We start from the raw sequence: 21,377 nt of genomic DNA, 5'->3' as shown, positions 1-21,377 counted from the left end.
CGCCAGCGCACTATGTCGGCGCTGCGCTACGTCCATGCGTGGATGTGCCGTCAGACTCGGGCGCGAGCGTCACGTTTCGAGACTCGAGACGTGAATATTCGAGGACGTCGTCGAGCAGCATCAGCAGCGATTCCGAAGCAGCAACCGCCGCATCCGCACGGCCAGCCTGTTTCGGTGCCAGTTGCGAGCGCTGTAGCAAGCTCGAGCGACGACCGGATCGTACGATCAGCGTGCGGATCCCGTGGCTGGAAAGGGATTCAAGCGCTCCGGTGTGGCCACCACCAATGTGCCGACGAAGTACGGCAGGCTGGCAAATGGTGCCGCTGCGGTATTGCGAGATGTCGGCGCTTCTTGACGCGCCCGGCGCCATGTCGCTCTTCGCCGACATGAGAGCCTGGTATGAATTGGCCCATGATACGTTGTCGACATACTCGAAGCGCAGTCCGCTGATTCGCGAAATCGCATCGAGACATGACGGCACGACGCCAACGACCTTCCCGCGTTTGCGAAATTCGAACGGACGCCAATGTGTGTCGGCATAGGTGTGCACGACCGGATGCGCGGCGATACATGCTTTCTCCTCAGGCGTCAACTTTGCACGTGGGATGATCTGTATCAGGCGATGCAGTGGCGTTAGAAATGCGCAGAGCGAGGGCGTCATCACAGATGGTCTGTTGCGTCGACGCAACGCGGTGCGGACGAGAGCAACGGCGTCAACAGTGCCTTTCGACGACGCGAGCGCCAAGGTCTAGGCGATTCGTTGCGGGTCGGGCCAGCGCCCGGCGCCATACGCCGTTCTGGCGGCGGAGACGGGGCGCGCGGGCCGTTCCCCATGCTGTCGCTACCGCGAATGCCGAATCAGATTGGATGGTGCCCGCCACGACTGCTCGCACATAGGCTGTTTAGCTGGCGGGGTTAAAAATTATCCAGAAAGCCGGTAAGCTAATTCGAATAATCCGCTCCGGTTTGCGATGGCAAGAATGCGCCAACCGTTGATGGCCGTATCGCCAGAAAGAAAAGGGGTAGCAATGAGACCAGAGCTCCAACCGATCCGCGTCGTGATCCTGGACGACCATGCCGTCGTTCAGCACGGGATCGCCAGTTATTTGACGGAGAGGACCGGCATCGAAGTGGCGGCGAGCTTTGCGAGGTCGCGCGACCTGATCAGCTGGCTCGAGTCGAATCACGCGGACGTCGTGCTGCTCGACTACACGCTGGGCCCAGACGAAATCGACGGCCTCAATCTCGTCAAGCTGGTGAGTACGCGCTTCCCGGATTGCAGGATCCTGATGACGTCGAGCAGCGATACGCCCGCAACCGTCAACATGACCATGCGCGCAGGCGCGCTCGGTTTCTTCGGCAAGAGCGAAAATCTTCGCGAACTGGTACATGCAATCCGTGTGGTCGCAGAGGGACGCTCGTATATCAGCACCGAATTGGCAGGCAGGGTGATGGCGAGTGCGACGCCTGTCCAGAGTGTGGCGGCACCGAAACCGGCGGTCAGCGAGGACGCACCGGCGGCCGAATCGGAATCATCCGCCGACCTGCGCCTGAGCCCGCGCGAGCACGAGGTGCTGCGCTGTTATCTGGCGGGCATGTCGGTATCCGATATCGCATTGAAATTTTCCCGCAGCCGCAAGACGATCAGCGCGCAAAAGCAATCGGCGTATCGCAAGCTCGGCATCCGCAGCGATGCCGAATTGTTCGCGTCCCGCAAGCTGCTCGAGAAGCAGTGAACGTCGTCTGATTCCGAATCTCGCTCGGCATTTTCTACGCCGACATTGATCTTCGTTCATTTCCGCACGCCGCTGTGTAGTGCAGCCTGATGGCAGCACTTCTCGACTGGCGCTACCATGACCCGTGTTGCGTTACCCGACGCGCCCGTCCGGGCCCGTTGCGCGCACACGCAGCGGTGGCGCGGCCGGCCGCTGCTGCATCGACGAAGCGCGGGGTGCTCACCGATTCACCACCGCACCTGCGCCGCTTCGCTCCCGGCACCAACTACAACCTAACCGGAGTGCAATCAGCATGGCTTTCACCAAGACAATCGTCGCAGCCGCCGTTCTCGTATCGAGCATCAACGTTCATGCGCAGATCGCGGGCGCCCAGCCACTCAGCGTCACCGTCGAGCAATCGCAGGCGCTGCTCGAAGGCTGGAGCGTGAAGAAGAGCGTGCTCGGCAAGGCCGTGTACAACGACCAGAACCAGAAAGTCGGCACGGTGCGCGACCTGATCGTCGCGCCTGACGGCTCGGTGTCGGCCGCGATCGTGTCGGCTGGCGGTTTCCTGGGCGTCGCGGCGCATGACGTCGCGGTGCCGATCGCATCGCTCGACGTGCGCAATGGCAACATCTACCTGCCGGGCGCGACGAAGGCCGCGCTGAAGGCGACGCCGGCGTTCCAGTACGCGAAGGTACCGTCGCCGCCGAAGCCGAAGAAGCTCGACGACAAGCACTGATGCATGCGGCCCGGCGCGCAATGCACCGGGCATGGCCAACCGAGGGGCGTGTTCGGTCGCGCGTCGGTCAATCACGGCCTCAACCCGAGTTCTCGCCCCACGGCTACGTAATTCTACGTAGCCACGCATACGTAGTTGTGCGCTTGTAAGCCTCCCCCGTCGCGCGGAATACTACGGCCCACCGCCGTGTCTTCCGCGAGACGCGGCACGACGCATCGACGTCACGCGGGTCCGGCGCCTCGCCGGATCCACTCAAAAACACATTGGAGACCAGGAGACGCCATGAATCGGGCTTCCAGTACCCTGCTCTGGATTGCGGTCGCGCTGCTCGGCGCGTTCGCGTTCGGGACGATCGCACTTGCGCACGGCGAACGCGTCAGCGCGCTCTGGATCGTGATCGCCGCAGTCTGCGTATATCTGATCGCATATCGCTTCTACAGCCGTTTCATCGCCAGCAAGGTCATGCAGCTCGACGGGCTGCGGATGACGCCGGCCGTCCGGCACAACGACGGCCTCGACTACGTGCCGACCAACAAGTACGTTCTGTTCGGCCATCACTTCGCCGCGATCGCCGGCGCCGGGCCGCTCGTCGGACCGGTGCTCGCCGCGCAGATGGGCTACACGCCCGGCATGCTGTGGATCCTGGCCGGCGTCGTGTTCGCCGGCGCGGTGCAGGACTTCATCGTGCTGTTCATCTCGACGCGCCGCGACGGCCGCTCGCTCGGCGACCTCGTCAAGATGGAGCTCGGCACGGTGCCCGGCGTGATCGCGCTGTTCGGCGCATTCCTGATCATGGTGATCATCCTCGCGGTACTCGCGCTGATCGTCGTGAAGGCGCTGACGAATTCGCCGTGGGGCACGTTCACCGTCGCCGCGACGATTCCGATCGCGCTGTTCATGGGCGTCTACACGCGCTACATCCGTCCGGGCCGCATCGGCGAAGTGTCGATCATCGGCTTCGTGCTGCTGATGGCGTCGATCGCGTTCGGCCAGACCGTGCACGATTCGCCCGCGCTCGCCGCATGGTTCACGTTCAGCGGCACGCAGCTTACGTGGATCCTGATCGGCTACGGCTTCGTCGCATCGGTGCTGCCGGTGTGGCTGCTGCTCGCGCCGCGCGACTACCTGTCGACGTTCCTGAAGATCGGCACGATCCTCGGCCTCGCGATCGGCATCCTGGTCGTCGCGCCGGAACTGAAGATGCCCGCGCTGACGAAGTTCGTCGACGGCACGGGCCCTGTGTGGTCGGGCAACCTGTTCCCGTTCCTGTTCATCACGATCGCATGCGGCGCGGTGTCGGGCTTCCACGCGCTGATCTCGTCGGGCACGACGCCGAAGCTGATCGACAACGAAACCAACGCGCGCTTCATCGGTTACGGCGCGATGCTGATGGAATCGTTCGTCGCGATCATGGCGCTGGTGGCCGCGTGCGTGATCGAGCCGGGCATCTACTTCGCGATGAACGCGCCGGCCGCCGTGCTCGGCTCGACGCCCGAAGCTGTCGCGAACACGGTCACGCAATGGGGCTTCGTGCTGACGCCCGACATGCTGACGCAGACCGCGAAGGCCGTCGGCGAAACGACGATCATCGCGCGCGCGGGCGGCGCACCGACGCTGGCCGTCGGCATGGCGCACATCCTGCACCAGGTGATCGGCGGCGAAGCGATGATGGCGTTCTGGTATCACTTCGCGATCCTGTTCGAGGCGCTGTTCATCCTGACGGCCGTCGACGCCGGCACGCGCGCGGGCCGCTTCATGCTGCAGGACCTGCTCGGCACGTTCCACCCGGCGCTCAAGCGCACCGAGTCGCTGCCGGCAAACCTCGTCGCCACGGCGCTGTGCGTGGCCGCGTGGGGCTATTTCCTGTATCAGGGCGTGGTCGATCCGCTCGGCGGCATCAACACGCTGTGGCCGTTGTTCGGGATCTCGAACCAGATGCTCGCCGCGATCGCGCTGGTGCTCGGCACCGTCGTGCTGTTCAAGATGAAGCGCGAGCGCTACGCATGGGTGACGATCGTGCCGACCGCATGGCTCTTGATCTGCACGCTGACGGCCGGCTGGCAGAAGATCTTCGATTCGAATCCGAAGGTCAGCTTCCTCGCGCACGCGGCGAAGCTGCAGGCCGCGGTGGACGAAGGCAAGGTGCTCGCGCCGGCGAAGTCGATCGCGCAGATGCAGCGGATCATCTTCAACGACTACATCGATGCGGCGCTGGCCGGCCTGTTCATCTTCGTCGTCGTGGCGATCGCGGGGTACGGCCTGCTCGCCGTGCAGCGCGCGCGTCGCGAGTCGAAGCCGACCGTGCGCGAGACGCCGTACGAAGCGATGCCGGCCGCGCAGGCGCTCGGCAGCGGGCGATAACGGGAGGCCGCGATGTTCACCGATCTCGGCAGCGACCTGCGCAGTGCGGGGCGTTACCTCGGGCAGGCGTTGCGGATGATGGTCGGCCTGCCCGACTACGACACCTATGTCGCGCACATGCGCGAAACCCATCCGGACCGCGAGCCGATGACGTACGAGGAGTTTTTCCGCGAGCGCCAGAATGCGCGGTACGGGTCGGGGGCAGGGAAGTGTTGCTGAATTGAGCCGGCGCAGCCGGCCGGTGAGGCGGTCCGGTGACGGACCGGTGACGGACCGGTGACGGACCGGTGACGGACCGGGGAGCGCCGCGAAGGCATTCGCGGCGCTTTTTCTTTGGCGGGCCGGTGTGGTACGCGCGAGGCGCCCGTCACGGCGGCATTTGACGTCGTTCAGCGCGGCAAAGTCCGGGCGCCGGTATCATATGAGGCATCATTTTTTCCCCGAAGAATCCGCGCAGGAGAACCCGTCGTGCATGTCGGTGAGCGTTTCAACAGCATTTCCCATCTCGTCGGCGCGGTGCTGTCGGTGGCAGGGCTGGTCGCGCTGGTGACGATGGGCGCGCTCGACCGCGATCCCTACAAGATCGTGAGCTTCAGCGTGTACGGTGCGATGCTGATCCTGCTCTACGGGATTTCGACGGCGTATCACAGCGTGCGCAACCCGCGCCTGAAGGCGATCCTGCAGAAGTGCGACCATTCGGCCATCTATTTGCTGATTGCGGGCAGCTACACTCCGTTCACGCTCGTCACGCTGCGCGGCCCGTGGGGCTGGTCGCTGTTCGGTGTCAGCTGGGGGCTCGCCGCATTCGGGATCGCGCAGGAACTCACGCTCGGACGGCGTACGCGCATCGTGTCGATGGTGCTGTACGTGCTGATGGGCTGGCTCGCGCTCGTCGCGATCCGCCCGCTGATTCACGCGCTGCCGCCGGTGGGTGCCGCATGGCTCGTTGCCGGCGGCGTCATCTACAGCGCGGGGATCTACTTCTTCATCAACGACGAGCGCATCCGCCACGGGCACGGTATCTGGCATCTTTTCGTGCTGGCCGGCAGCCTGTGCCAGTTCGTCAGCGTGGCGATGTATGTCGCGTGAGCGTGAGCGTGAACGCGGGCGGCACGGCGCGTGTCATGCGTGCCCGGCCGCCTGTGCCGCGCCGCGCAGCGCCATGAACCCGACCCACCCCCAGTAGACGCGGTGATGCGCGATCAGCCCGTCGCGCAGATCCATCACCTCGACGAGATCGACCTGATCGCCTTCCGGCGTTTCGCGCGGATATTCCCACGTGAGTTGCCGGCCGTTCGAGAAGAACAGCCCGGTTCGATACCAGCGTCCGAGCTTGTTCCCGGGATTGCGCAGGCCCGCCGCGAAGAACGCGCCGATCGCGGCCTTGCCGTGCAGCACGCCGGAGCCGTGATCGGGCAGCGTGACGACGATCAGCGGCGTTTCGAGTATCGCGTCGTCCGCGTACAGCGACATCAGTGCGTCGAGGTCGCGCGCGACGACGGCGACGTGCCAGTCTTGATGGACGCGTTGCGCATCGGTGTCGGCTTGTGTCATGGCGGCTTCCGGCAAACGTGGGTAACGGAACCACTGTATCGACGCCGTGCCGCCGGACGTTTCAGCCCAGGCCGAAACGTGGATGTCGCGTATGCCGGACGCGACCGCGTGCCGCCCGTCAGCCGGCCAGCGCGCCGAGATTCAGGTCATGTGACTTGCCGATCCACACCGCGCTGTCGCGGTGGTCGCGCAGATCGTCGCCGGTATTCGGATGCAGGAAGACGTCGAGCGCACCGTGATTCAGCACGAGCCACGGCACGATGGTGTCGAACTGCGCGGCGTCGAACGCGATCTGGTAGGACCAGGCCGGATGCGGGCCGACGAGACGCTCGTGAAAGCGGCCGAGCTCGATGATCGCGCCGAATCGTTCTTCGACGACGAGGCGGAACGCCCACGCTGCGTCGCGGCTCGCGGCGTCGAAGTAGACGTGTGCGTGCCAACTGTCGATGGCGGTGGTGTCGATGGCAGCCATGGTGGAACTCGAGAGAAGAATAGGGAACGGATAAGAGCCGCGCCTGACGACGCGATGTGCAATTATCTCGCGTCCTCGCGGGACACGTCTCGTCGCGAAGCGGTCAATCGGCGCGGTGGATTTGTCGTGTGTCAGGGAATCCTGTGCATTGGTCGAATCGTTTCCCGGTTGTGCCGGCGTGTGCGGCATCGTGCCGAAAGCCGCGCCAGGCAGGGCTTGCGCCGAAATCGCATCTGCAATACGTCATTTCAAAAACTGCAAAAGCGATTCACATGCCTCGCCGATTCGTCTGCAAAAACGCGATCAGGTAGTTGAATGAAATAAAGAAATTCCGCTCAGACAGCATTGGCGAATCGCGTGGATCGCACCCCGTCCGTCGGTGCTGAAAATATCCATTGCGGAATCGGCTATTCAAGCGCGTGGTCACGCGACATACGATGATTGCACCGCATCGACGACGATCGATGCGGAAACAACCATCTGGAGGCCATGATGCGATCCGTTGTTTCCCTTGCTGTCCTGTCCGGCGCGCTTGCCGTGCTGCCCGCCGCGAGCTTCGCGCAGTCCGTCGATACCGAGTGGCAGTCGAACGTCGCGCCTTTGACCTGGTCGGCGGCGCGTGCCGAAACCGATGTGCAACTGAGGCAGATGACGCGCGCCGGCTATCGTGCGACGACAGCCGGCAACCAGAACTATCCGCTCGCGATGCAGCGTGCGCTCGAACGCGTGAGGTACCCGGTGCCCGACCGCTCGCGCGAGGAGAAGGCCGCGATGGAAGCGCGCGCGGCCAGCGCAGCGCAGAGCGGCCATCCGGTGAAGGCGTTCTTCGTGAAGACCGCGTACTACCTGAAGGGCGAGAACACGTTCTGATGCGGGAGCAGAGCATGGCATGCCTTGACCGACTCCCCGACGTGTTGCGCGCATCCGCGATGCGCCGGCTGCCCCAGGCGTGCGCGACGCGGCGGCGGGGCGACGTGTGCGGCGGCGCGCGACGCCGCGCGAACGGCCATCGCGACGCGAGCCGCGGCGCCGTCGCGTGCCGCACCGCGTGGCCGGCATTCGACGTGGACGACGACGCGGCAGCCGAGGGCGGATCATGAAGGCCGCTCGAAAAGGCCGTCGCCACCCGCCGTTGACGCGCGAGTGGCTGCTGCCGCTGCCGCCCGCGCATGTGCGCGACATCTCGCTGAAATGCCACATGGCGCTCGTCGCGCTGCGCGGCGAGCACGGCAGCGAAACGTTGCTGATGCGGCTGCGCACGAGCGTCTACCTGGTGTTCCTCGCGCTCGACGACGCGGTATCTCCGGATGCGAGCATCGACCTGTGCGTCGACGCGGAGCGCGTGCTCGACGCGAGCATGGCGCGCGCGGCGCAAAGCGGCGCATGGACGCTGCACGACGACGAGTGCGCGGCACTCGAGCGTGTGCTCGCGGCGAACGACGCGTGCGTCGCGACGCTCACGCGGCACCGGCTCGCCGAGCTGTGGCGCCACGTGTGCGCGTTCGCGTCCAGCGAGCAGCCGGGGCTGGTCGCGCAGGCGGCGGCGCGAATGCGGGAACCGGCCGTACTGCATTGAGCGGTGGCAACGCGGCCGGCACCCTGGCCGCGTTTCATGCGCGTTCCGGTCCGCGGGGCTAGACGCTCGCCGCCCAATGTCACGACACGAGCCGAACGGGTTCGGTCGATGACGATCCATCCGCGCGTTCGCGGCGATCGTGCGTGTCGCCGCGAATGCATTCGTTTCAGTCAGGAGGCGCGATGGCGCTATACAGGACCGGTGGCTACTTCACGTGCGGAAGCGGCCGCGCATTCAGCGAGAACCTGCCGCCGGGAAGCGAGACGCCGGTTGCGGGCATCTATCGATGCACCGTATGCGGCGACGAGATCGGCATCGCGAAGTCGCAAGCGCTGCCGTCCGACGACGCGCATCGGCACGATCTCGATCCGCCGTCCGACCCGCTGCTCGATCGCGGGCCGACCGCGTGGCAACTGATCGCGGCGGCGGAGTCGAGACACTAGGCGTGCGGGCGTTCGCAGGCTCATGCGCAGACGAATGCGCGCGGCCTTGCGACGACGCCCGACAAACAAAAGCGCCACGGAGCGAACTCCGTGGCGCTTCTTCGATGCGGGCCGCAGCGGAGGCGCGAACCTCCGTGCGGCGATACGCGCTTAAGCCGCCGTTGCCGGCTTCGCCGGCTTCTGCAGCTTGCCCTTGCCGGCGCGCTGAATTTCCTCGAGCTTGATCTCGACGTGGCGCGAGAACACGTACTCGGCCGGGCGCTGCTTCGCGATCGAGATGTCCGGCGCGAACGCGCCTTCGGTCTTGATGCCCTTGCGGCTCACGGCGAACGCCTTCAGCGGATGCGCGATCGTGTCCATCACGGCGGTGGCTTCGAAGCCGCAGTGGACCATGCAGTCCGCGCACTTCTCGTAGTTGCCGACGCCGTAGTTGTCCCAGTTCGTGTCTTCCATCAGTTCCTTGAAGGTCTTCACGTAACCTTCGCCGACCAGATAGCACGGCTTCTGCCAGCCGAACACCGTACGCGCCGGGTTGCCCCACGGCGTGCACTTGTACGTCTGGTTGCCGGCCAGGAAGTCGAGGAACAGCGACGACTGGCTGAACGACCAGCGCTTGCCGCCTTCGCCGCGCTTCAGGATTTCGCGGAACAGGTTCTTCGTCTTGTCGCGGTTCAGGAAGTGCTGCTGATCCGGCGCGCGCTCGTACGCATAGCCCGGCGACACGGTGATGCCGTCGACGCCGATCGGACCCAGCGTGTCGAAGAACTTCGCGACGCGCTCGGGGATCGCATCGTTGAACAGCGTGCAGTTGATGTTCACGCGGAAACCGCGGCGCTTCGCTTCCTTGATCGCCGCGACGGCCTTGTCGTACACGCCGTCCTGCGACACGGAGTGATCGTGCATCTCCTTGTCGCCGTCGAGGTGGACCGACCAGACGAAATACGGATTCGGCTGGTAGTCGTCCATCTTCTTTTCCATCAGCAGCGCGTTCGTGCACAGGTACACGAATTTCTTGCGCTTCATGATGCCCTTGACGATCTCCGGCATCTCCTTGTGGAGCAGCGGCTCGCCGCCGGCGATCGACACGATGGGCGCGCCGCATTCGTCGACGGCTTCCAGGCATTCCTCGACGGACAGGCGCTGGTTCAGGATCGGGTCCGGATAGTCGATCTTGCCGCAGCCGTTACAGGCGAGGTTGCAGCGGAACAGCGGCTCGAGCATCAGCGCGAGCGGATAGCGTTTGTTGCCGGACAGGTGTTGGCGCATGATGTATGCGCCGACGCGGACTTGCTGGAGCAGCGGAATAGACAAGAGTTGTCCTCCTTAAACTTCGCGGGCGACAGCTTGCGTAAGCTTCGCCGGCAACTTGAATTCGACTTTTTCCTCACGGCCCGTCATCGTCGTGACATCGACGGGCCCCAGCGCGCGCAGCGCGCCGATTACATCCTCAACCATTTCCTCGGGCGCCGACGCGCCGGCGGTCAGGCCGACCGTCTGCACGCCCGCGAACCATTCGGGCTTCACTTCCGAGCCGTCGGCGACGAGATAGCTCGGCACGCCGCTTTCGGTGCCGATCTCGCGCAGGCGGTTCGAGTTCGAGCTGTTCGTCGCACCGACGACCAGCAGCACGTCGACCTGGCTGCTCAACTCGCGCACGGCGGCCTGGCGGTTCTGCGTTGCGTAGCAGATGTCGCGCGTGTCCGGGCCGACGATGTCGGTGAACCGGCGCTGCAGCGCTTCGATGATGCCGCGCGTGTCGTCGACCGACAGCGTCGTCTGCGTGACGTACGCGACCGGCGTATCGATCGGCAGCGTCAGCGTAGCGACTTCTGCCTCGCTCTGCACGAGGATCACCTCGGCCGGAATCTGGCCGATCGTGCCCTCGACTTCCGGATGGCCCGCATGGCCGATCAGGATCAGCCGGCGGCCCGCCGCGACGTACTGGCGGCCCTGCACGTGCACTTTCGTGACGAGCGGGCAGGTGGCGTCCAGCACGTCGAGCCCGCGCGTTTCGGCGTCGCGTTCGACCGTCTGGGCGACACCGTGCGCGCTGAAGATCGCCACGGCACCGTGCGGCACCTCGTCGAGCTCCTCAACGAATCGTGCCCCTTTATTACGCAGGTTTTCGACGACATGCCGGTTATGCACGATCTCATGACGCACATAGACCGGCGCGCCGTGCTGTTGCAGCGCGCGATCGACGATCTCGATCGCACGGACAACCCCCGCACAAAAGCCGCGGGGCTGGGCAAGGATGACTCGCATAAGTGAGCGAACTCCGACGACAGACGCCGGGGTTCGAGGAGCTGGCACTGCTCGCTCGCCCCGGCTTGATGTTATGAAGGCAGGAAACGAACCGGCCAGGCCAGGCCCCGGAACCCCGAATTAATCGCGCATTTTAACCCTATCGCGCCGTCCTTGCTCTGGTGCCGTATCGGCCGTGTTGCATTCGCCGCAGAGCCGCGTCGGCGCTCGCGGTCGCGGAACCCGGTAAACTGCGCGGTTTCGCGGGCAGCCTGTCCGGCTGCCCGGCGTCGCGCTCATTTCAAGGCCATTCGATGACCGTCGATTCTTACGCATATTGCCCTGCCGCCGATGCGGTCATGGGTGTTTTTACTCCGACCCTGATTATGGCCGGACGATCCGGTGCCGCTCGCGCCGGCATCCGGCAGGAGGCGTGCCGATGATGCTGGCAATTACGTTCCTGGTGTCCGGCCTGTCACTGCTGATCTGGATCGTGCTGCTCGTTGCGCGTGGGGGCTTCTGGCGCGCGCGCCCCGCGCGGGCGCTGCCGCCCGAGGCGCGCGGCGCCGCGGCCGAGGCCGGCTGGCCGGCCGTGGTCGCGGTCGTGCCGGCACGCAACGAGGCAGACGTGATCGCCCGCGCGGCGACGTCGCTGCTCGAGCAGGATTATCCGGGCGACTTTCATCTGATCATTGTCGACGACCACAGCGACGACGGCACCGCCGACGCGGCGCGCGCGGCCGCGCTCGCGATCAACCGCGCCGATCGCCTGACGGTGCTGGCCGCGAAGCCGCTGCCGGCCGGCTGGTCGGGCAAGGTGTGGGCGCAGTCGCAGGGCATCGCCGCGGTGCGCACGCTCGGGTTGCCGGCCGACTATCTGCTGCTGACCGATGCCGACATCGGCCATCCGCCAGACGCCGTCGCCCAGCTCGTCACGCGCGCGCAGGCCGAACAGCGCGATCTGGTATCGCTGATGGTGCGGCTGCGCTGCGATTCTTTCTGGGAAAAGGCGCTGATTCCGGCGTTCGTGTTCTTCTTCGCGAAGCTCTATCCGTTCTCGTGGATCAACAATCCGCGCAACCGGACGGCCGGCGCCGCGGGCGGCTGCATGCTGGTCAAGCGCAGCGCGCTCGAGGAGGCGGGCGGCATCGAATCGATCCGCGGCGCGCTGATCGACGACTGCAGCCTTGCCGCGCAGATCAAGCATCGCGGCAGCGGCCGGCATCCGATCCGGCTCGATCTGGCCGACCGCAGCGTGTCGCTGCGTCCGTACGACAGCTGGCGCGACATCTGGAACATGATCGCGCGCACCGCGTTCACGCAGCTCCACTATTCACCGCTGCTGCTCGCCGGCACGCTGCTCGGCATGACGATCATCTACCTCGTGCCGCCCGTCGCCGCGCTCGCGTACGGCGCGCGCGCCTGGCCGGCGTGGCTCGCATGGGCGTCGATGTGCACCGCCTATGCGCCGATGCTGCGCTACTACCGCCGCTCGCCTCTGTGGGCGCCAGCGCTGCCGCTCGTCGCGCTGTTCTACGTCGGCGCGACGTTCGCGTCGGCGTGGCGCTACTGGCGCGGCAAGGGCGGCCAGTGGAAGGCGCGCGTGCAGGCGCCGGTGGAGCGCTGACAGGCGCCGGCGGATGCCGGTCGTTCCGCCGGATTCCGGAAAGCAAAAAGCCCGATCGGTTGTGACTCGATCGGGCTTTGTCGTTTACGGCGTCGCCACGCGTGCTTACCGCTGCGTCAGCATCATGTACATCTGGATCACGACGTCCGGCGAGAACGTGAACGGCACCCAGCCGTAGCCGGTGTGGCGCGCGACCAGCAGGCGGTCGCCGTTCGACTGCTTCTGCACGGCCATCATCGGGTTCTTCGTCGTCACGAAGCGCCAGCCGGCCGGGATGCCCGGCGGCGGTTCCGGCTGCATCGACGCGCGCGCATGCGCGAGTTCCTCGATCAGCTGGCCGAGCTGCTCCGGGTGCAGCGTGATCGACTGGCCGTTGACGGTCAGCGTCAGTTCGTTCTGCGACGGGCGAGCGACGTGCAACGTCGGCTTGTCCGCGGCGGTGTCCGCTGTTTCGGCAGCGGGGGCGACTTCGATTGCGGTGCCGGCGGCCGGCGCGACGACGGCGGTGCCGGCCCCGGCGGACGCTGCCGCGGCTGCTTCCGTCACCGGCTCGACAGCGGATTCGACAACCGGTTCGGCGACTTCAGCCGCGACGGCCGGTGTGGCTGCCACAACCGCCGCGTTCGTCGCGGCGTCCTTCACGACGGCTTCGACCAGCGCTTCCGCGTCGGCGATCGCCTTCGCGTGACGCTCGGCGGCCGCTTCGGCCTGTGCGATCGCTTCGGCGTGGCGTTGCGCGACGGCCTCGGCCTCGGCAGTCGCCGCCGCGTGGCGTTGCGCGGCCGCGTCGGCTTGCGCGATCGCTTCGGTGTGACGCAGCGTGACGGCTTGTGCTTCGGCGGTTGCCTCGACATGGCGCTGCGCGGCGGCTTCCGCTTCGGCGATCGCCTGCATGTGACGTTGCGCGAGCGCCTCGGCCTCGGCGATCGCCTGCGTGTGACGTTGCGCGAGTGCCTCGGTCTCGGCGATCGCGGCTGCGTGGCGCTTCGCGGCGGCTTCGGCTTCCGTGGTGGCCGCTGCATGACGTTGCGCGGCTGCATCCGCTTCGGTCGCGGCGGCGTGATGACGCTGCGCGGCGGCCTCGGCTTCGGCGATCGCGGCCGCATGACGCTGCGACGCGGCTTCGGCATCCGCATGACGCTGCGCGAGCGCTTCGGTCAGCGCGGTCGCCTCGGCGTGCCGCTGGGCAGCGGCCTCGGCCTGGGCGGCGGATTCGATGTGGCGTTGGGCGGCGGCTTCGGCCTCGGCGGTGGCGTCGGCGTGGCGCTGCTGCGCGGCCTCGGCGTCGGCGGCTGCGGCCGTGTGGCGCTGCGCGGCGGCCAGTGCTTCGGTCTCGGCGGCGGCGTGACGTTCGGCTGCGGCCTGGGCTTCCGCGGCGGCGGCGCGCGCGAACGCTTCCGCGCTGCGTGCCGCCTGCTGCGCGGCATGGTGATCGTGGAGGAGCCGATCGACGCCCGCGTTGAGCGAATCGATCTGTTCGTTCAGGTTCATGCGTGTCTTCTCTGCGTAAGACCCGCGATTTTAACCGCTGCGCCGGTGCCGGTCCGTCAGCGACGTGTAACAAAGTGCGCAAAGCGGCGTGACGCACGCCGCTTTGTGTTACTTCAGGTAGCCCGCCGAGGCGAACCAGTCCAGCGCATCGCGCAGTCCTTCGCGGTACGGACGTGCGCGGTAGCCGAGCTCGCGTTCGGCCTTCGCGGACGTGAAATACATCTTGTTCCTCGACATGCGCAAGCCGTCGACGGTCACGAACGGCTCCTTCTTCGTGAACTTCGCGACGGCCTCCGCACCGACCGCGAGCGGATAGAGCGGCCAGCGCGGCAGCGCGATCGTCGGCGCCTTGCGGTTCGTCATCTGCGCGATGTCGGTCAGCATCTGCTGCAGCGGCAGGTTCTCGCCGCCGAGGATGTAGCGCTCGCCGATGCGGCCGCGCTCGAGCGCGAGGAAGTGGCCGTGCGCGACGTCGTCGACGTGCACGAGGTTCAGCCCGGTATCGACGAACGCGGGAATCTTGCCGAGCGCGGCCTCGACGATGATGCGGCCGGTCGGCGTCGGCTTCACGTCGCGCGGGCCGATCGGCGTCGACGGGTTGACGATCACGGCCGGCAGCCCTTCGTCGGCGATCATCCGCTCGACCGCGCGCTCGGCCAGCACCTTGCTGCGCTTGTACACGCCGATCGCCTGCTCGGCGGTCAGCGGGCGGTTTTCGTCGGACGGATCGCCTGCGCTCGTGACCTTCAGCGTCGCGACGCTGCTCGTGTAGACGATCCGCTCGACGCCTTCGGCACGCGCGGCGCGCATCGTCGCGACCGCGCCCTCGAGGTTCGCGCGCTCGATCTCGTCCGGATCCGGCGCCCACAGCCGGTAGTCGGCCGCCACGTGCAGCAGGTAGCGCACGCCGCGCAGCGCGGCGCGCATCGACGTCTCGTCGCGCATGTCGCCGGTGACGATCTCGGCGTCGAGATCCGCGACGTTCGTGCGCGGGCTGGTCGGGCGCACCAGCACGCGCACCGCATAGCCCTTCTGCTGCGCGATGTGTGCGACGGCCGAGCCGACGAAACCGGACGCGCCGGTGACGAGAACGAGATCGCGGGAGGTATCAGTCATGCGTTTCCTTCAGGGCCGCGCGGGCGGCGCGGCGGTTGTGCGTCGGCGAGATTGTACGTGGTCGGCGCGCCCGGCGACGCGAGCGCCCCACGGCGGCCGCAGCGGGCGACGGCCGCCGCGTGCGGCCGGCTTGCCGGGCACGTGTGCGAAGCGGCCGACGCGACTACAATGCCGGGCTTGAATGCTACGGGAGGGCGACGCGATGAGCCGTAATGAACTGGACGAACGGATCGAGACCTACTACGTGCGGGTACGCGGCGTCGTGCAGGGCGTTGGCTTCCGTCACGCGACGGTGCGCGAGGCGCACGCGCTGAAGCTGCGCGGCTGGGTCGCGAATCTCGAGGACGGCAGCGTCGAGGCGATGATCCAGGGCCCCGGCGCGCAGATCGACCGGATGCTCGCGTGGCTGCGCCACGGGCCGCCGTCCGCACGCGTGACCGAGGTCACGTTCGAGGAGCGTCCGATCGAAAAGCGTTTCGAGCGCTTCCAGCAGCAGTAAGGCGAAAACAACATGACGGGGTATCCGGAGGCCGGGCGCGGCATCATGCTGTCGGTGCTGGCGTCGACGCTGTTCGCGCTGATGTCCGCCTACGCGAAACTGCTCGCGCCGCTCACGGGGCTCGACATCTTCGCGTGGCGCATATTGTGGACCGCACCGGGCGCGCTCGCGCTGATCGCGCTGCGCGGCCGCTGGCCGGCGCTCGTCGAACTCGTGCGGCGCAGCGTGCGCGACTGGCGCCTGCTGATCGCGCTGCCGGCGAGCGCGGCGCTGCTCGGCCTGCAGCTGTGGTTGTTCCTGTGGGCGCCGCTGCACGGGCGCATGCTCGAAGTGTCGCTCGGCTATTTCCTGCTGCCGCTGACGATGGTGCTCGTCGGCCGCTTCTACTATCACGAACGCCTCGACCCGCTGCAATGGGCAGCGGTCGCGTGCGCGGCGCTCGGCGTCGCGCACGAGGTGTGGGCGACGCGCGCGTTCGCGTGGCCGACGCTCGTCGTCGCGCTCGGCTATCCGCCGTATTTCGTGCTGCGTCGCCGGATCAACGCCGATTCGCTCGCCGCGTTCGCGCTTGAGATCGCGCTACTGTGCCCGGTCGCGCTCGCGATGGTGTCGGCAAGTGCGACGCCGGTCGCCAGCCACCCGCTGCTGTGGGCCATGCTGCTGCCGGGGCTCGGCGTGCTCAGCACGCTCGCGCTCGCGAGCTACCTGAAGGCGAGCCGGATGCTGCCGATGGCGCTGTTCGGGATCCTCGGCTACGTCGAGCCGGTGCTGCTCGTCGCGGTGTCGCTGCTGCTGCTCGGCGAAACACTGAGCGTCGCGCAGCTCGCGACGTACGGGCCGATCTGGGCCGCCGTCGCGCTGACCGCGTGGCACAGCGCGATGCTGATGCGGCGCTTGCCCATGCGCGGCTGAGCGCCGTCGCTCGGCGGCGCGACCGCGGCAACGAACGTGCCGCGCATCGTGTGTTCGTTGCGTCGAATCTCGCGATGCTGGCGTCGAACTGGCATCGCGCTGACGTCCGGCTGGCGGCCTTGCCAGCTTTGCATCGCCGACGTCACGCCTGTAATCGAACAGAAGATTCCGTTGCACTTTGTTACTTAGGGTATCCCCCGACCGGCCGCTAGACTGACCTGACCGTCTTCTCTTCGTATGCGGCTTTTCCATGAACGGTCATCTCCGTGCCGGGCCGGCCGGGTTGGCGCGATGCGAGCATACGCGCATCGCCGCTGATCGCGTTCGCCTTCTCCCTTCCGAATCCTCCGCCGGTGCGTGCCGCACCGGCGTCGCGCAGGTGCGGCCATGTCGTTGAGCCTGCCGCCCGCCGTCTCGGTGCCGCCGGCGCGCGGCGGTCGCCTGATCGAAGTCGATTTCTTCCGCGGCATCGTGCTGCTGATGATCGTCGTCGATCACATTGGCGCGAGCATGCTGTCGCGCGTGACACTCCACGCATTCGCGCTGTGCGACGCAGCCGAGGTGTTCGTGTTCCTCGGCGGCTTCGCTACCGCGAGCGCGTACGGCGCAATCGCCGACCGGCACGGCGCGCGCGCCGCGCAGCAGCGGTTCGTGCGGCGCGCGATGCAGATCTATCGCGCGTTTCTCGCGACGTCGACGCTGATGCTCGTCGTGTCCGCCGTGCTCGACCATTACGGGATCGACGCGCCCAACCTCGCGCTCGACGACGTCAGCGTGATGCTCGCGTCGCCGCTCACGGGTGCGGCCGAGCTGCTCACGTTCCAGCGCCAGCCGTATCTCGCGTCGGTGCTGCCGATGTACGTGCTGTTCGCGCTGGCGTCGCCGGTGATCGTGCCGTTCGCGCGCCGCCATCCGTGGCTGCTCGTCGCGTTCAGCGCGACGTCGTGGGTCGCGGCCGGCTGGCTCGGCCCCGAGCTGCTGGATACCGATGGGTTCCGCTGGAGCTTCAACCCGTTTGCTTGGCAACTGATGTTCGTCGCCGGCGTGCTCGCGCGCTGCCAGCCGTTCTACCGGCGTGTCGCGCTCGGTCGCTGGGGCGCCGCGGCGACCGGCGTCGCGTGCGCGATCGTGCTCGGTTGCGCGAGCTACAAGCTGTTCTCAGGGCTGCCGGTGCCGGAAGGCGTGCTCAAGCGCGATCTCGCGCTGCCGCGTATCGTGAGCTTCGCCGCGATCGCGTGGCTGATGGCCGATTGCGTGCGCCGCGGCTGGATCGCGCGCATCGCGCAGGCCGTGCAGCCCGTCGTCGCGGTCGGCCGGCGCGGCCTGATCTGCTTCGTCGCGGGTGCGGCGATCTCGCTCGTCATCGATTCGCTGCTGCATCCGGTCGCGAACGGCGCCGAGCTGCGGCATATCGGCGTGGGTCTTGCGGCCGACGCATGCGCGATCGGGATGATGATGGCCGTGGCGGGTTCGGGAACGTGGTTCGCGCGCTGGCGCGGCGCGGCCGCATGAGCGGCGCGAAAGCACGGGTAACGCGAAAGCGCGGGCAACGCGGAAGCACGGAGGCGGCACGCAGCGCGCCGCGCGGCGTCGGTGCGGTCAGTGAGGTGAGCCGATGCGGGAGCGGGGGACGGCGGTCGCGTCGTCGGATTCAGCGTCGTCGCGTTCGTCGGACGTCGGATCGTCCTGCTCCGCGAGCACCGCGTCGGCTTCGGCCGCGGCCCGGGCGGCGCGCAATGCGGTGCAGCGCTGCGCGTGCCGGATGTCCGACAGTATCCTCAAGAGCCGAGTCGTTTTGCTTTTCATGATCTTCTCCCGCCAGTGCGCATCGCGACGGAGCGGATGCGCCGTTGCAACCAGTGTAGGACGTGCTGGCCGCGCTGGCGGGAGAATGTGGCGTGCAGGCCGCACGCCGAGGGATAGTACTTACTGCGCCGAGGCCATTGCCTGCGCCTGAACCGCTTCTTCCTCGCGGCGCTCTTCCGCGCAGCGCTGATGCTGACGCGACAGGCGGTTCATCATCGGCAGCAGCAGAAGTGCGAGCAGCATGCCGATCGCGGCGAGCCAGCCGAGCTTCTCGAACAGCGACAGGTAGAGCGGCAGCGATTCGGTGGCCGGCAGGTCGTGCGACGGCATCTGCGCGAAGTTCGCGACGACGCTGCCCAGATACTGCGACACACCCGTCGCGACGAAATACGCGCCCATCATGAAGCCGCTCATGCGCGCCGGCACGTAGCGGGCGATCATCGCGAGGCCGAGCCCGCTCACCAGCAGTTCGCCGAGCGAGTAGAGGCCGTAGCCCCACACCATGAACCACGACGACACGCGACCGTCCACCGCGTAGCGGCCGCTGATCGTGAACACCAGATAGCCGGCAGCCACGGCACCGAAGCCGAGTGCATACTTCGCCGCGACCGGCAGGTCACGGCCGCTCTTCGACACCGCGTTGTAGATCCACACGAGCACCGGGCTCAGCATCATGATCCAGATCGGGTTCAGCGCCTGGAACTGCGCGGCGCTCCACGTGAACAGCGTCGTGCCGAACAGGATGAAGCGCGGATCGACGTTGCGCAGCGCGAACAGCGTCAGCGATGTCGACATCTGCACGTAGAAGATGAAGAACAGGATCACCTGGCCGATCAGCACGAGCGCCGCGATCAGGCCCGCGCGCTCCGAACGCTCCGACTTCGCGATCATGTACGCGAAGATCGCCAGGATTGCGAATGCGGCCGTCCACACGCTCGCGACCGCGAGCTGCTTGTGTTGCAGCACGTACAGCGTAATCAGCGCGAGCGCGACGCCGCCTGCCGCCACGCCGCCGAGGCGCTTCCAGCGGATCGGCTCGTCGTCGGGCTGCGAGCCGATGTGCGCGAGTGTGCGGTGCATCAGCATGAAGTTCAGGATCGCGAGCAGCATCCCGGCGCAGCAGACCGCGAACGCGGTGTGCCAGCCCCAGTGATCCTTGATCCATGGCGTCGCGAGCATCGACACGGTCGAGCCGATGTTGACCGCCATGTAGTAGATCGTGAACGCGCTGTCGATGCGCGCATCATCGCCCTCATAGATGCGGCGCACGAGGTTCGCCGCGTTGGCCTTGAACAGGCCGTTGCCGACGACGATCACGCCGAGCGACGCATACATGTATGCCAGCGCGTCGTTCGGCACCGCCAGCATCAGGTAGCCGGCGCACAGCACGGCTGCGCCGATGATCATCGTGCGACGGGCGCCGAGCACCTTGTCGCCGATCCAGCCGCCGATCGACGGGGACGCGTAGACGAGCGCGGTGAACGCGCCCCAGGTCAGGTTCGCATGGCTGTCGGTGAAACCGAGCCGGTCGACCATGAAGAGGACCAGGAGCGCGGCCATGCCGTAGTAGCCGAAGCGCTCCCACATTTCGATAAGGAAGACCGTCGTAAACGATCGGGTCTGTGAAACAGGTGCGTGCATCATCAATCTCGTTTGAAACGGACGGCGCGGATCGCGCGTCGCCTTGGGGTCGAACTGGCGCCGGAGCACTATGGCCGGGTAGGCTTTGCGTCGGCGATGGAGCAGTCGGGCGGTTAGCCCGGGCCGGGGTCGGACGCCGCCAGGCAAGGCGGTGCACGACCCCGACCGGCGCGCGAATGGTAACGTTTGCCGGTCCGGTGCGTCAGGTCCGCGCCACTCAGGGAAACTCCCGATATGGCAGCAGCTTTCAGGAATATTCGTCTCATCATCTATTTGTAAGAATCGCGCCCGTTCTCCGCAAATTCCCGGAGAGCCGCTTGCAGCTTGCCTGTGAAGCGGGCGAGTCTGGCAAGATAGCGCGTCGTTTCGCTCGCCTCGTGCCCTGTTTAGTGCACCGGGCTCAACACCGAAGACGTGTGCGAACCCGAAGACTAAGCCAAATCGATCTAACTTAGTTACTTTCCATCAAACATTTTTTGACGACCACTTTTCGGCCTGCTATGGTTCCCCCCACTGAAAACTCGCAGTCGGCAGACGCTGCCGCAGCACTGGGCAGCAAGATCCGCGCGTTGCGCCAACGACTCAAGCGCACGCTCGACGACACCGCTACCGCTGCGGGGATTTCGAAGCCGTTTCTGTCTCAAGTCGAACGCGGGCTGGCGTCGCCGTCGCTGACGTCGCTGGCCGGTATCGCACAGGCGCTCGGCGTGACGGTGCAGTACTTCGTGGATACGCCGAGCGAGGAACGCTCGGTCTGCAGAGGCGATCAGTTGCGCTTCTTCGGATTCGCCGATTCGGCGAACCTGTTCGCGAGGCTGACCAACGTGACCGAAGGGCGTCAGCTCGAGGCGATCCTCGTGCGGATGCCGCCGGGGCAGAAGCGGTCGGAAGTGACGACACATGCAGGAGAGGAGTTCCTGTACGTGATTGAAGGGGAAGTGTCGCTGACGCTGGAAGGCAAGACGTTCGTCCTGCAGGCCGGCGACAGTTCGCATTATCAGTCGACGGTCCCGCACAGCTGGGTCAACACCGCGAAGATCGAGTCGGTGGTGGTCTGGGTCGGTACGCCGCGGCTGTTCTAACGCACAGGTATTCCTTCGTTTCGGAGACGGAATACCTGTCGAAAGAAACGTAAGGAATACTAAGATGCAATACGAGAATCACGGGCCTCCTCAACC

Annotated in this window: 23 protein-coding genes; 14 read left to right on the top strand and 9 right to left on the bottom strand. The window is 66.5% G+C overall.

Annotated elements, in window-relative coordinates; translation table 11 throughout:
• Nucleotides 1-10: 10 nt before the first annotated feature.
• Complete coding sequence (locus tag BTE28158_RS10600; RefSeq protein WP_275404640.1) at nucleotides 11-661, bottom strand: transporter substrate-binding domain-containing protein; 651 nt, start codon at nucleotides 659-661, stop codon at nucleotides 11-13.
• Nucleotides 662-980: 319 nt separating this feature from the next.
• On the opposite strand from BTE28158_RS10600, the gene cblR reads away from it, so the two are divergent.
• The 5 genes from cblR to trhA all read left to right on the top strand — a co-directional run bounded on the left by cblR (nucleotide 981) and on the right by trhA (nucleotide 5,907).
• Nucleotides 981-1,736: a cable pilus system response regulator transcription factor CblR gene (gene cblR, locus BTE28158_RS10595; RefSeq protein WP_311767583.1), complete on the top strand. Its 756-nt coding sequence runs from the start codon at nucleotides 981-983 to the stop codon at nucleotides 1,734-1,736.
• Between the two features lie 292 nt (nucleotides 1,737-2,028).
• A complete protein-coding gene (locus BTE28158_RS10590; protein ID WP_059598897.1) occupies nucleotides 2,029-2,457 on the top strand; it encodes a PRC-barrel domain-containing protein in 429 nt (142 codons plus the stop codon).
• A 282-nt stretch (nucleotides 2,458-2,739) separates the two neighbouring features.
• Complete coding sequence (locus BTE28158_RS10585; protein WP_151050533.1) at nucleotides 2,740-4,818, top strand: carbon starvation CstA family protein; 2,079 nt, start codon at nucleotides 2,740-2,742, stop codon at nucleotides 4,816-4,818.
• A 12-nt stretch (nucleotides 4,819-4,830) separates the two neighbouring features.
• Entirely contained in the window at nucleotides 4,831-5,037 is a 207-nt protein-coding gene (locus BTE28158_RS10580; RefSeq protein WP_151050531.1) for a YbdD/YjiX family protein, read from the top strand.
• A gap of 249 nt (nucleotides 5,038-5,286) precedes the next feature.
• Complete coding sequence (gene trhA, locus BTE28158_RS10575; RefSeq protein ID WP_059448906.1) at nucleotides 5,287-5,907, top strand: PAQR family membrane homeostasis protein TrhA; 621 nt, start codon at nucleotides 5,287-5,289, stop codon at nucleotides 5,905-5,907.
• A 33-nt stretch (nucleotides 5,908-5,940) separates the two neighbouring features.
• Here the strand turns inward: trhA and BTE28158_RS10570 are convergent, their stop codons facing one another.
• Together BTE28158_RS10570 and BTE28158_RS10565 are read right to left on the bottom strand one after the other, a co-directional pair.
• The gene (locus BTE28158_RS10570; RefSeq protein WP_151050529.1) at nucleotides 5,941-6,372 is read right to left on the bottom strand and encodes a nuclear transport factor 2 family protein; all 432 of its coding nucleotides are present in this window, start codon (nucleotides 6,370-6,372) and stop codon (nucleotides 5,941-5,943) included.
• 118 nt (nucleotides 6,373-6,490) lie between these two features.
• Nucleotides 6,491-6,844 carry a DOPA 4,5-dioxygenase family protein gene (locus BTE28158_RS10565; RefSeq protein ID WP_059680239.1) on the bottom strand — a complete coding sequence of 118 codons (354 nt, stop codon included), beginning with the start codon at nucleotides 6,842-6,844 and terminating at the stop codon, nucleotides 6,491-6,493.
• A gap of 492 nt (nucleotides 6,845-7,336) precedes the next feature.
• Between BTE28158_RS10565 and BTE28158_RS10560 the strand changes: the two genes are divergently transcribed.
• The 4 genes from BTE28158_RS10560 to BTE28158_RS10545 all read left to right on the top strand — a co-directional run bounded on the left by BTE28158_RS10560 (nucleotide 7,337) and on the right by BTE28158_RS10545 (nucleotide 8,863).
• Nucleotides 7,337-7,714, top strand: coding sequence for a hypothetical protein (locus tag BTE28158_RS10560; protein ID WP_124624537.1), 378 nt, complete (start codon nucleotides 7,337-7,339; stop codon nucleotides 7,712-7,714).
• Nucleotides 7,715-7,728: 14 nt separating this feature from the next.
• Nucleotides 7,729-7,944: a hypothetical protein gene (locus tag BTE28158_RS10555; RefSeq protein WP_174919848.1), complete on the top strand. Its 216-nt coding sequence runs from the start codon at nucleotides 7,729-7,731 to the stop codon at nucleotides 7,942-7,944.
• Nucleotides 7,941-8,420, top strand: coding sequence for a hypothetical protein (locus BTE28158_RS10550; protein ID WP_151052501.1), 480 nt, complete (start codon nucleotides 7,941-7,943; stop codon nucleotides 8,418-8,420). The genes BTE28158_RS10555 and BTE28158_RS10550 overlap by 4 nt, the downstream gene beginning before the upstream one ends.
• A 182-nt stretch (nucleotides 8,421-8,602) precedes the next feature.
• The gene (locus tag BTE28158_RS10545; RefSeq protein ID WP_151052503.1) at nucleotides 8,603-8,863 is read left to right on the top strand and encodes a hypothetical protein; all 261 of its coding nucleotides are present in this window, start codon (nucleotides 8,603-8,605) and stop codon (nucleotides 8,861-8,863) included.
• Between the two features lie 150 nt (nucleotides 8,864-9,013).
• Here the strand turns inward: BTE28158_RS10545 and hpnH are convergent, their stop codons facing one another.
• Together hpnH and ispH are read right to left on the bottom strand one after the other, a co-directional pair.
• Nucleotides 9,014-10,174, bottom strand: coding sequence for an adenosyl-hopene transferase HpnH (gene hpnH, locus BTE28158_RS10540; RefSeq protein WP_044844979.1), 1,161 nt, complete (start codon nucleotides 10,172-10,174; stop codon nucleotides 9,014-9,016).
• A gap of 12 nt (nucleotides 10,175-10,186) precedes the next feature.
• Nucleotides 10,187-11,128 carry a 4-hydroxy-3-methylbut-2-enyl diphosphate reductase gene (gene ispH, locus BTE28158_RS10535; RefSeq protein WP_059598904.1) on the bottom strand — a complete coding sequence of 314 codons (942 nt, stop codon included), beginning with the start codon at nucleotides 11,126-11,128 and terminating at the stop codon, nucleotides 10,187-10,189.
• A gap of 418 nt (nucleotides 11,129-11,546) precedes the next feature.
• Between ispH and BTE28158_RS10530 the strand changes: the two genes are divergently transcribed.
• Complete coding sequence (locus BTE28158_RS10530; protein ID WP_059680243.1) at nucleotides 11,547-12,734, top strand: glycosyltransferase; 1,188 nt, start codon at nucleotides 11,547-11,549, stop codon at nucleotides 12,732-12,734.
• A 105-nt stretch (nucleotides 12,735-12,839) separates the two neighbouring features.
• Here the strand turns inward: BTE28158_RS10530 and BTE28158_RS10525 are convergent, their stop codons facing one another.
• Entirely contained in the window at nucleotides 12,840-14,225 is a 1,386-nt protein-coding gene (locus BTE28158_RS10525; RefSeq protein ID WP_174919846.1) for a phage tail protein, read from the bottom strand.
• 108 nt (nucleotides 14,226-14,333) lie between these two features.
• Nucleotides 14,334-15,341 (bottom strand): hopanoid-associated sugar epimerase, encoded by a 1,008-nt coding sequence (gene hpnA / locus BTE28158_RS10520; protein ID WP_151052738.1) that lies wholly within the window; start codon nucleotides 15,339-15,341, stop codon nucleotides 14,334-14,336.
• 202 nt (nucleotides 15,342-15,543) lie between these two features.
• Between hpnA and BTE28158_RS10515 the strand changes: the two genes are divergently transcribed.
• The 3 genes from BTE28158_RS10515 to BTE28158_RS10505 all read left to right on the top strand — a co-directional run bounded on the left by BTE28158_RS10515 (nucleotide 15,544) and on the right by BTE28158_RS10505 (nucleotide 18,264).
• Nucleotides 15,544-15,840, top strand: a complete 297-nt coding sequence (locus BTE28158_RS10515; RefSeq protein WP_012367074.1) for an acylphosphatase — start codon at nucleotides 15,544-15,546, stop codon at nucleotides 15,838-15,840.
• 12 nt (nucleotides 15,841-15,852) lie between these two features.
• A complete protein-coding gene (rarD, locus tag BTE28158_RS10510; RefSeq protein ID WP_059598908.1) occupies nucleotides 15,853-16,752 on the top strand; it encodes an EamA family transporter RarD in 900 nt (299 codons plus the stop codon).
• Between the two features lie 387 nt (nucleotides 16,753-17,139).
• On the top strand, nucleotides 17,140-18,264 hold the full coding sequence (locus BTE28158_RS10505; protein WP_151050597.1) for an OpgC domain-containing protein: 1,125 nt from the start codon (nucleotides 17,140-17,142) through the stop codon (nucleotides 18,262-18,264).
• 87 nt (nucleotides 18,265-18,351) lie between these two features.
• Here the strand turns inward: BTE28158_RS10505 and BTE28158_RS10500 are convergent, their stop codons facing one another.
• Nucleotides 18,352-18,558: a hypothetical protein gene (locus tag BTE28158_RS10500; protein ID WP_059598910.1), complete on the bottom strand. Its 207-nt coding sequence runs from the start codon at nucleotides 18,556-18,558 to the stop codon at nucleotides 18,352-18,354.
• A gap of 120 nt (nucleotides 18,559-18,678) precedes the next feature.
• Nucleotides 18,679-20,202: a peptide MFS transporter gene (locus BTE28158_RS10495; RefSeq protein WP_059680248.1), complete on the bottom strand. Its 1,524-nt coding sequence runs from the start codon at nucleotides 20,200-20,202 to the stop codon at nucleotides 18,679-18,681.
• A 497-nt stretch (nucleotides 20,203-20,699) separates the two neighbouring features.
• On the opposite strand from BTE28158_RS10495, the gene BTE28158_RS10490 reads away from it, so the two are divergent.
• Entirely contained in the window at nucleotides 20,700-21,281 is a 582-nt protein-coding gene (locus BTE28158_RS10490; RefSeq protein ID WP_059448921.1) for a cupin domain-containing protein, read from the top strand.
• Nucleotides 21,282-21,377: the final 96 nt, after the last annotated feature.

This window comes from Burkholderia diffusa (assembly GCF_902499115.1).
GTDB classification, from domain to species: domain Bacteria; phylum Pseudomonadota; class Gammaproteobacteria; order Burkholderiales; family Burkholderiaceae; genus Burkholderia; species Burkholderia diffusa.
This window is presented reverse-complemented; position numbering and strand designations above follow the sequence as displayed.

What these genes read in the sequence shown, in the direction of transcription:
- BTE28158_RS10600 (WP_275404640.1), bottom strand. Translation starts at nt 661, where the DNA reads ATGACGCCCTCGCTCTGCGCATTTCTAACGCCACTGCATCGCCTGATA.
- cblR (WP_311767583.1), top strand. Translation starts at nt 981, where the DNA reads ATGCGCCAACCGTTGATGGCCGTATCGCCAGAAAGAAAAGGGGTAGCA.
- BTE28158_RS10590 (WP_059598897.1), top strand. Translation starts at nt 2,029, where the DNA reads ATGGCTTTCACCAAGACAATCGTCGCAGCCGCCGTTCTCGTATCGAGC.
- BTE28158_RS10585 (WP_151050533.1), top strand. Translation starts at nt 2,740, where the DNA reads ATGAATCGGGCTTCCAGTACCCTGCTCTGGATTGCGGTCGCGCTGCTC.
- BTE28158_RS10580 (WP_151050531.1), top strand. Translation starts at nt 4,831, where the DNA reads ATGTTCACCGATCTCGGCAGCGACCTGCGCAGTGCGGGGCGTTACCTC.
- BTE28158_RS10570 (WP_151050529.1), bottom strand. Translation starts at nt 6,372, where the DNA reads ATGACACAAGCCGACACCGATGCGCAACGCGTCCATCAAGACTGGCAC.
- BTE28158_RS10565 (WP_059680239.1), bottom strand. Translation starts at nt 6,844, where the DNA reads ATGGCTGCCATCGACACCACCGCCATCGACAGTTGGCACGCACACGTC.
- BTE28158_RS10560 (WP_124624537.1), top strand. Translation starts at nt 7,337, where the DNA reads ATGCGATCCGTTGTTTCCCTTGCTGTCCTGTCCGGCGCGCTTGCCGTG.
- BTE28158_RS10555 (WP_174919848.1), top strand. Translation starts at nt 7,729, where the DNA reads ATGGCATGCCTTGACCGACTCCCCGACGTGTTGCGCGCATCCGCGATG.
- BTE28158_RS10550 (WP_151052501.1), top strand. Translation starts at nt 7,941, where the DNA reads ATGAAGGCCGCTCGAAAAGGCCGTCGCCACCCGCCGTTGACGCGCGAG.
- BTE28158_RS10545 (WP_151052503.1), top strand. Translation starts at nt 8,603, where the DNA reads ATGGCGCTATACAGGACCGGTGGCTACTTCACGTGCGGAAGCGGCCGC.
- ispH (WP_059598904.1), bottom strand. Translation starts at nt 11,128, where the DNA reads ATGCGAGTCATCCTTGCCCAGCCCCGCGGCTTTTGTGCGGGGGTTGTC.
- BTE28158_RS10530 (WP_059680243.1), top strand. Translation starts at nt 11,547, where the DNA reads ATGATGCTGGCAATTACGTTCCTGGTGTCCGGCCTGTCACTGCTGATC.
- BTE28158_RS10525 (WP_174919846.1), bottom strand. Translation starts at nt 14,225, where the DNA reads ATGAACCTGAACGAACAGATCGATTCGCTCAACGCGGGCGTCGATCGG.
- hpnA (WP_151052738.1), bottom strand. Translation starts at nt 15,341, where the DNA reads ATGACTGATACCTCCCGCGATCTCGTTCTCGTCACCGGCGCGTCCGGT.
- BTE28158_RS10515 (WP_012367074.1), top strand. Translation starts at nt 15,544, where the DNA reads ATGAGCCGTAATGAACTGGACGAACGGATCGAGACCTACTACGTGCGG.
- rarD (WP_059598908.1), top strand. Translation starts at nt 15,853, where the DNA reads ATGACGGGGTATCCGGAGGCCGGGCGCGGCATCATGCTGTCGGTGCTG.
- BTE28158_RS10505 (WP_151050597.1), top strand. Translation starts at nt 17,140, where the DNA reads ATGTCGTTGAGCCTGCCGCCCGCCGTCTCGGTGCCGCCGGCGCGCGGC.
- BTE28158_RS10500 (WP_059598910.1), bottom strand. Translation starts at nt 18,558, where the DNA reads ATGAAAAGCAAAACGACTCGGCTCTTGAGGATACTGTCGGACATCCGG.
- BTE28158_RS10495 (WP_059680248.1), bottom strand. Translation starts at nt 20,202, where the DNA reads ATGATGCACGCACCTGTTTCACAGACCCGATCGTTTACGACGGTCTTC.
- BTE28158_RS10490 (WP_059448921.1), top strand. Translation starts at nt 20,700, where the DNA reads ATGGTTCCCCCCACTGAAAACTCGCAGTCGGCAGACGCTGCCGCAGCA.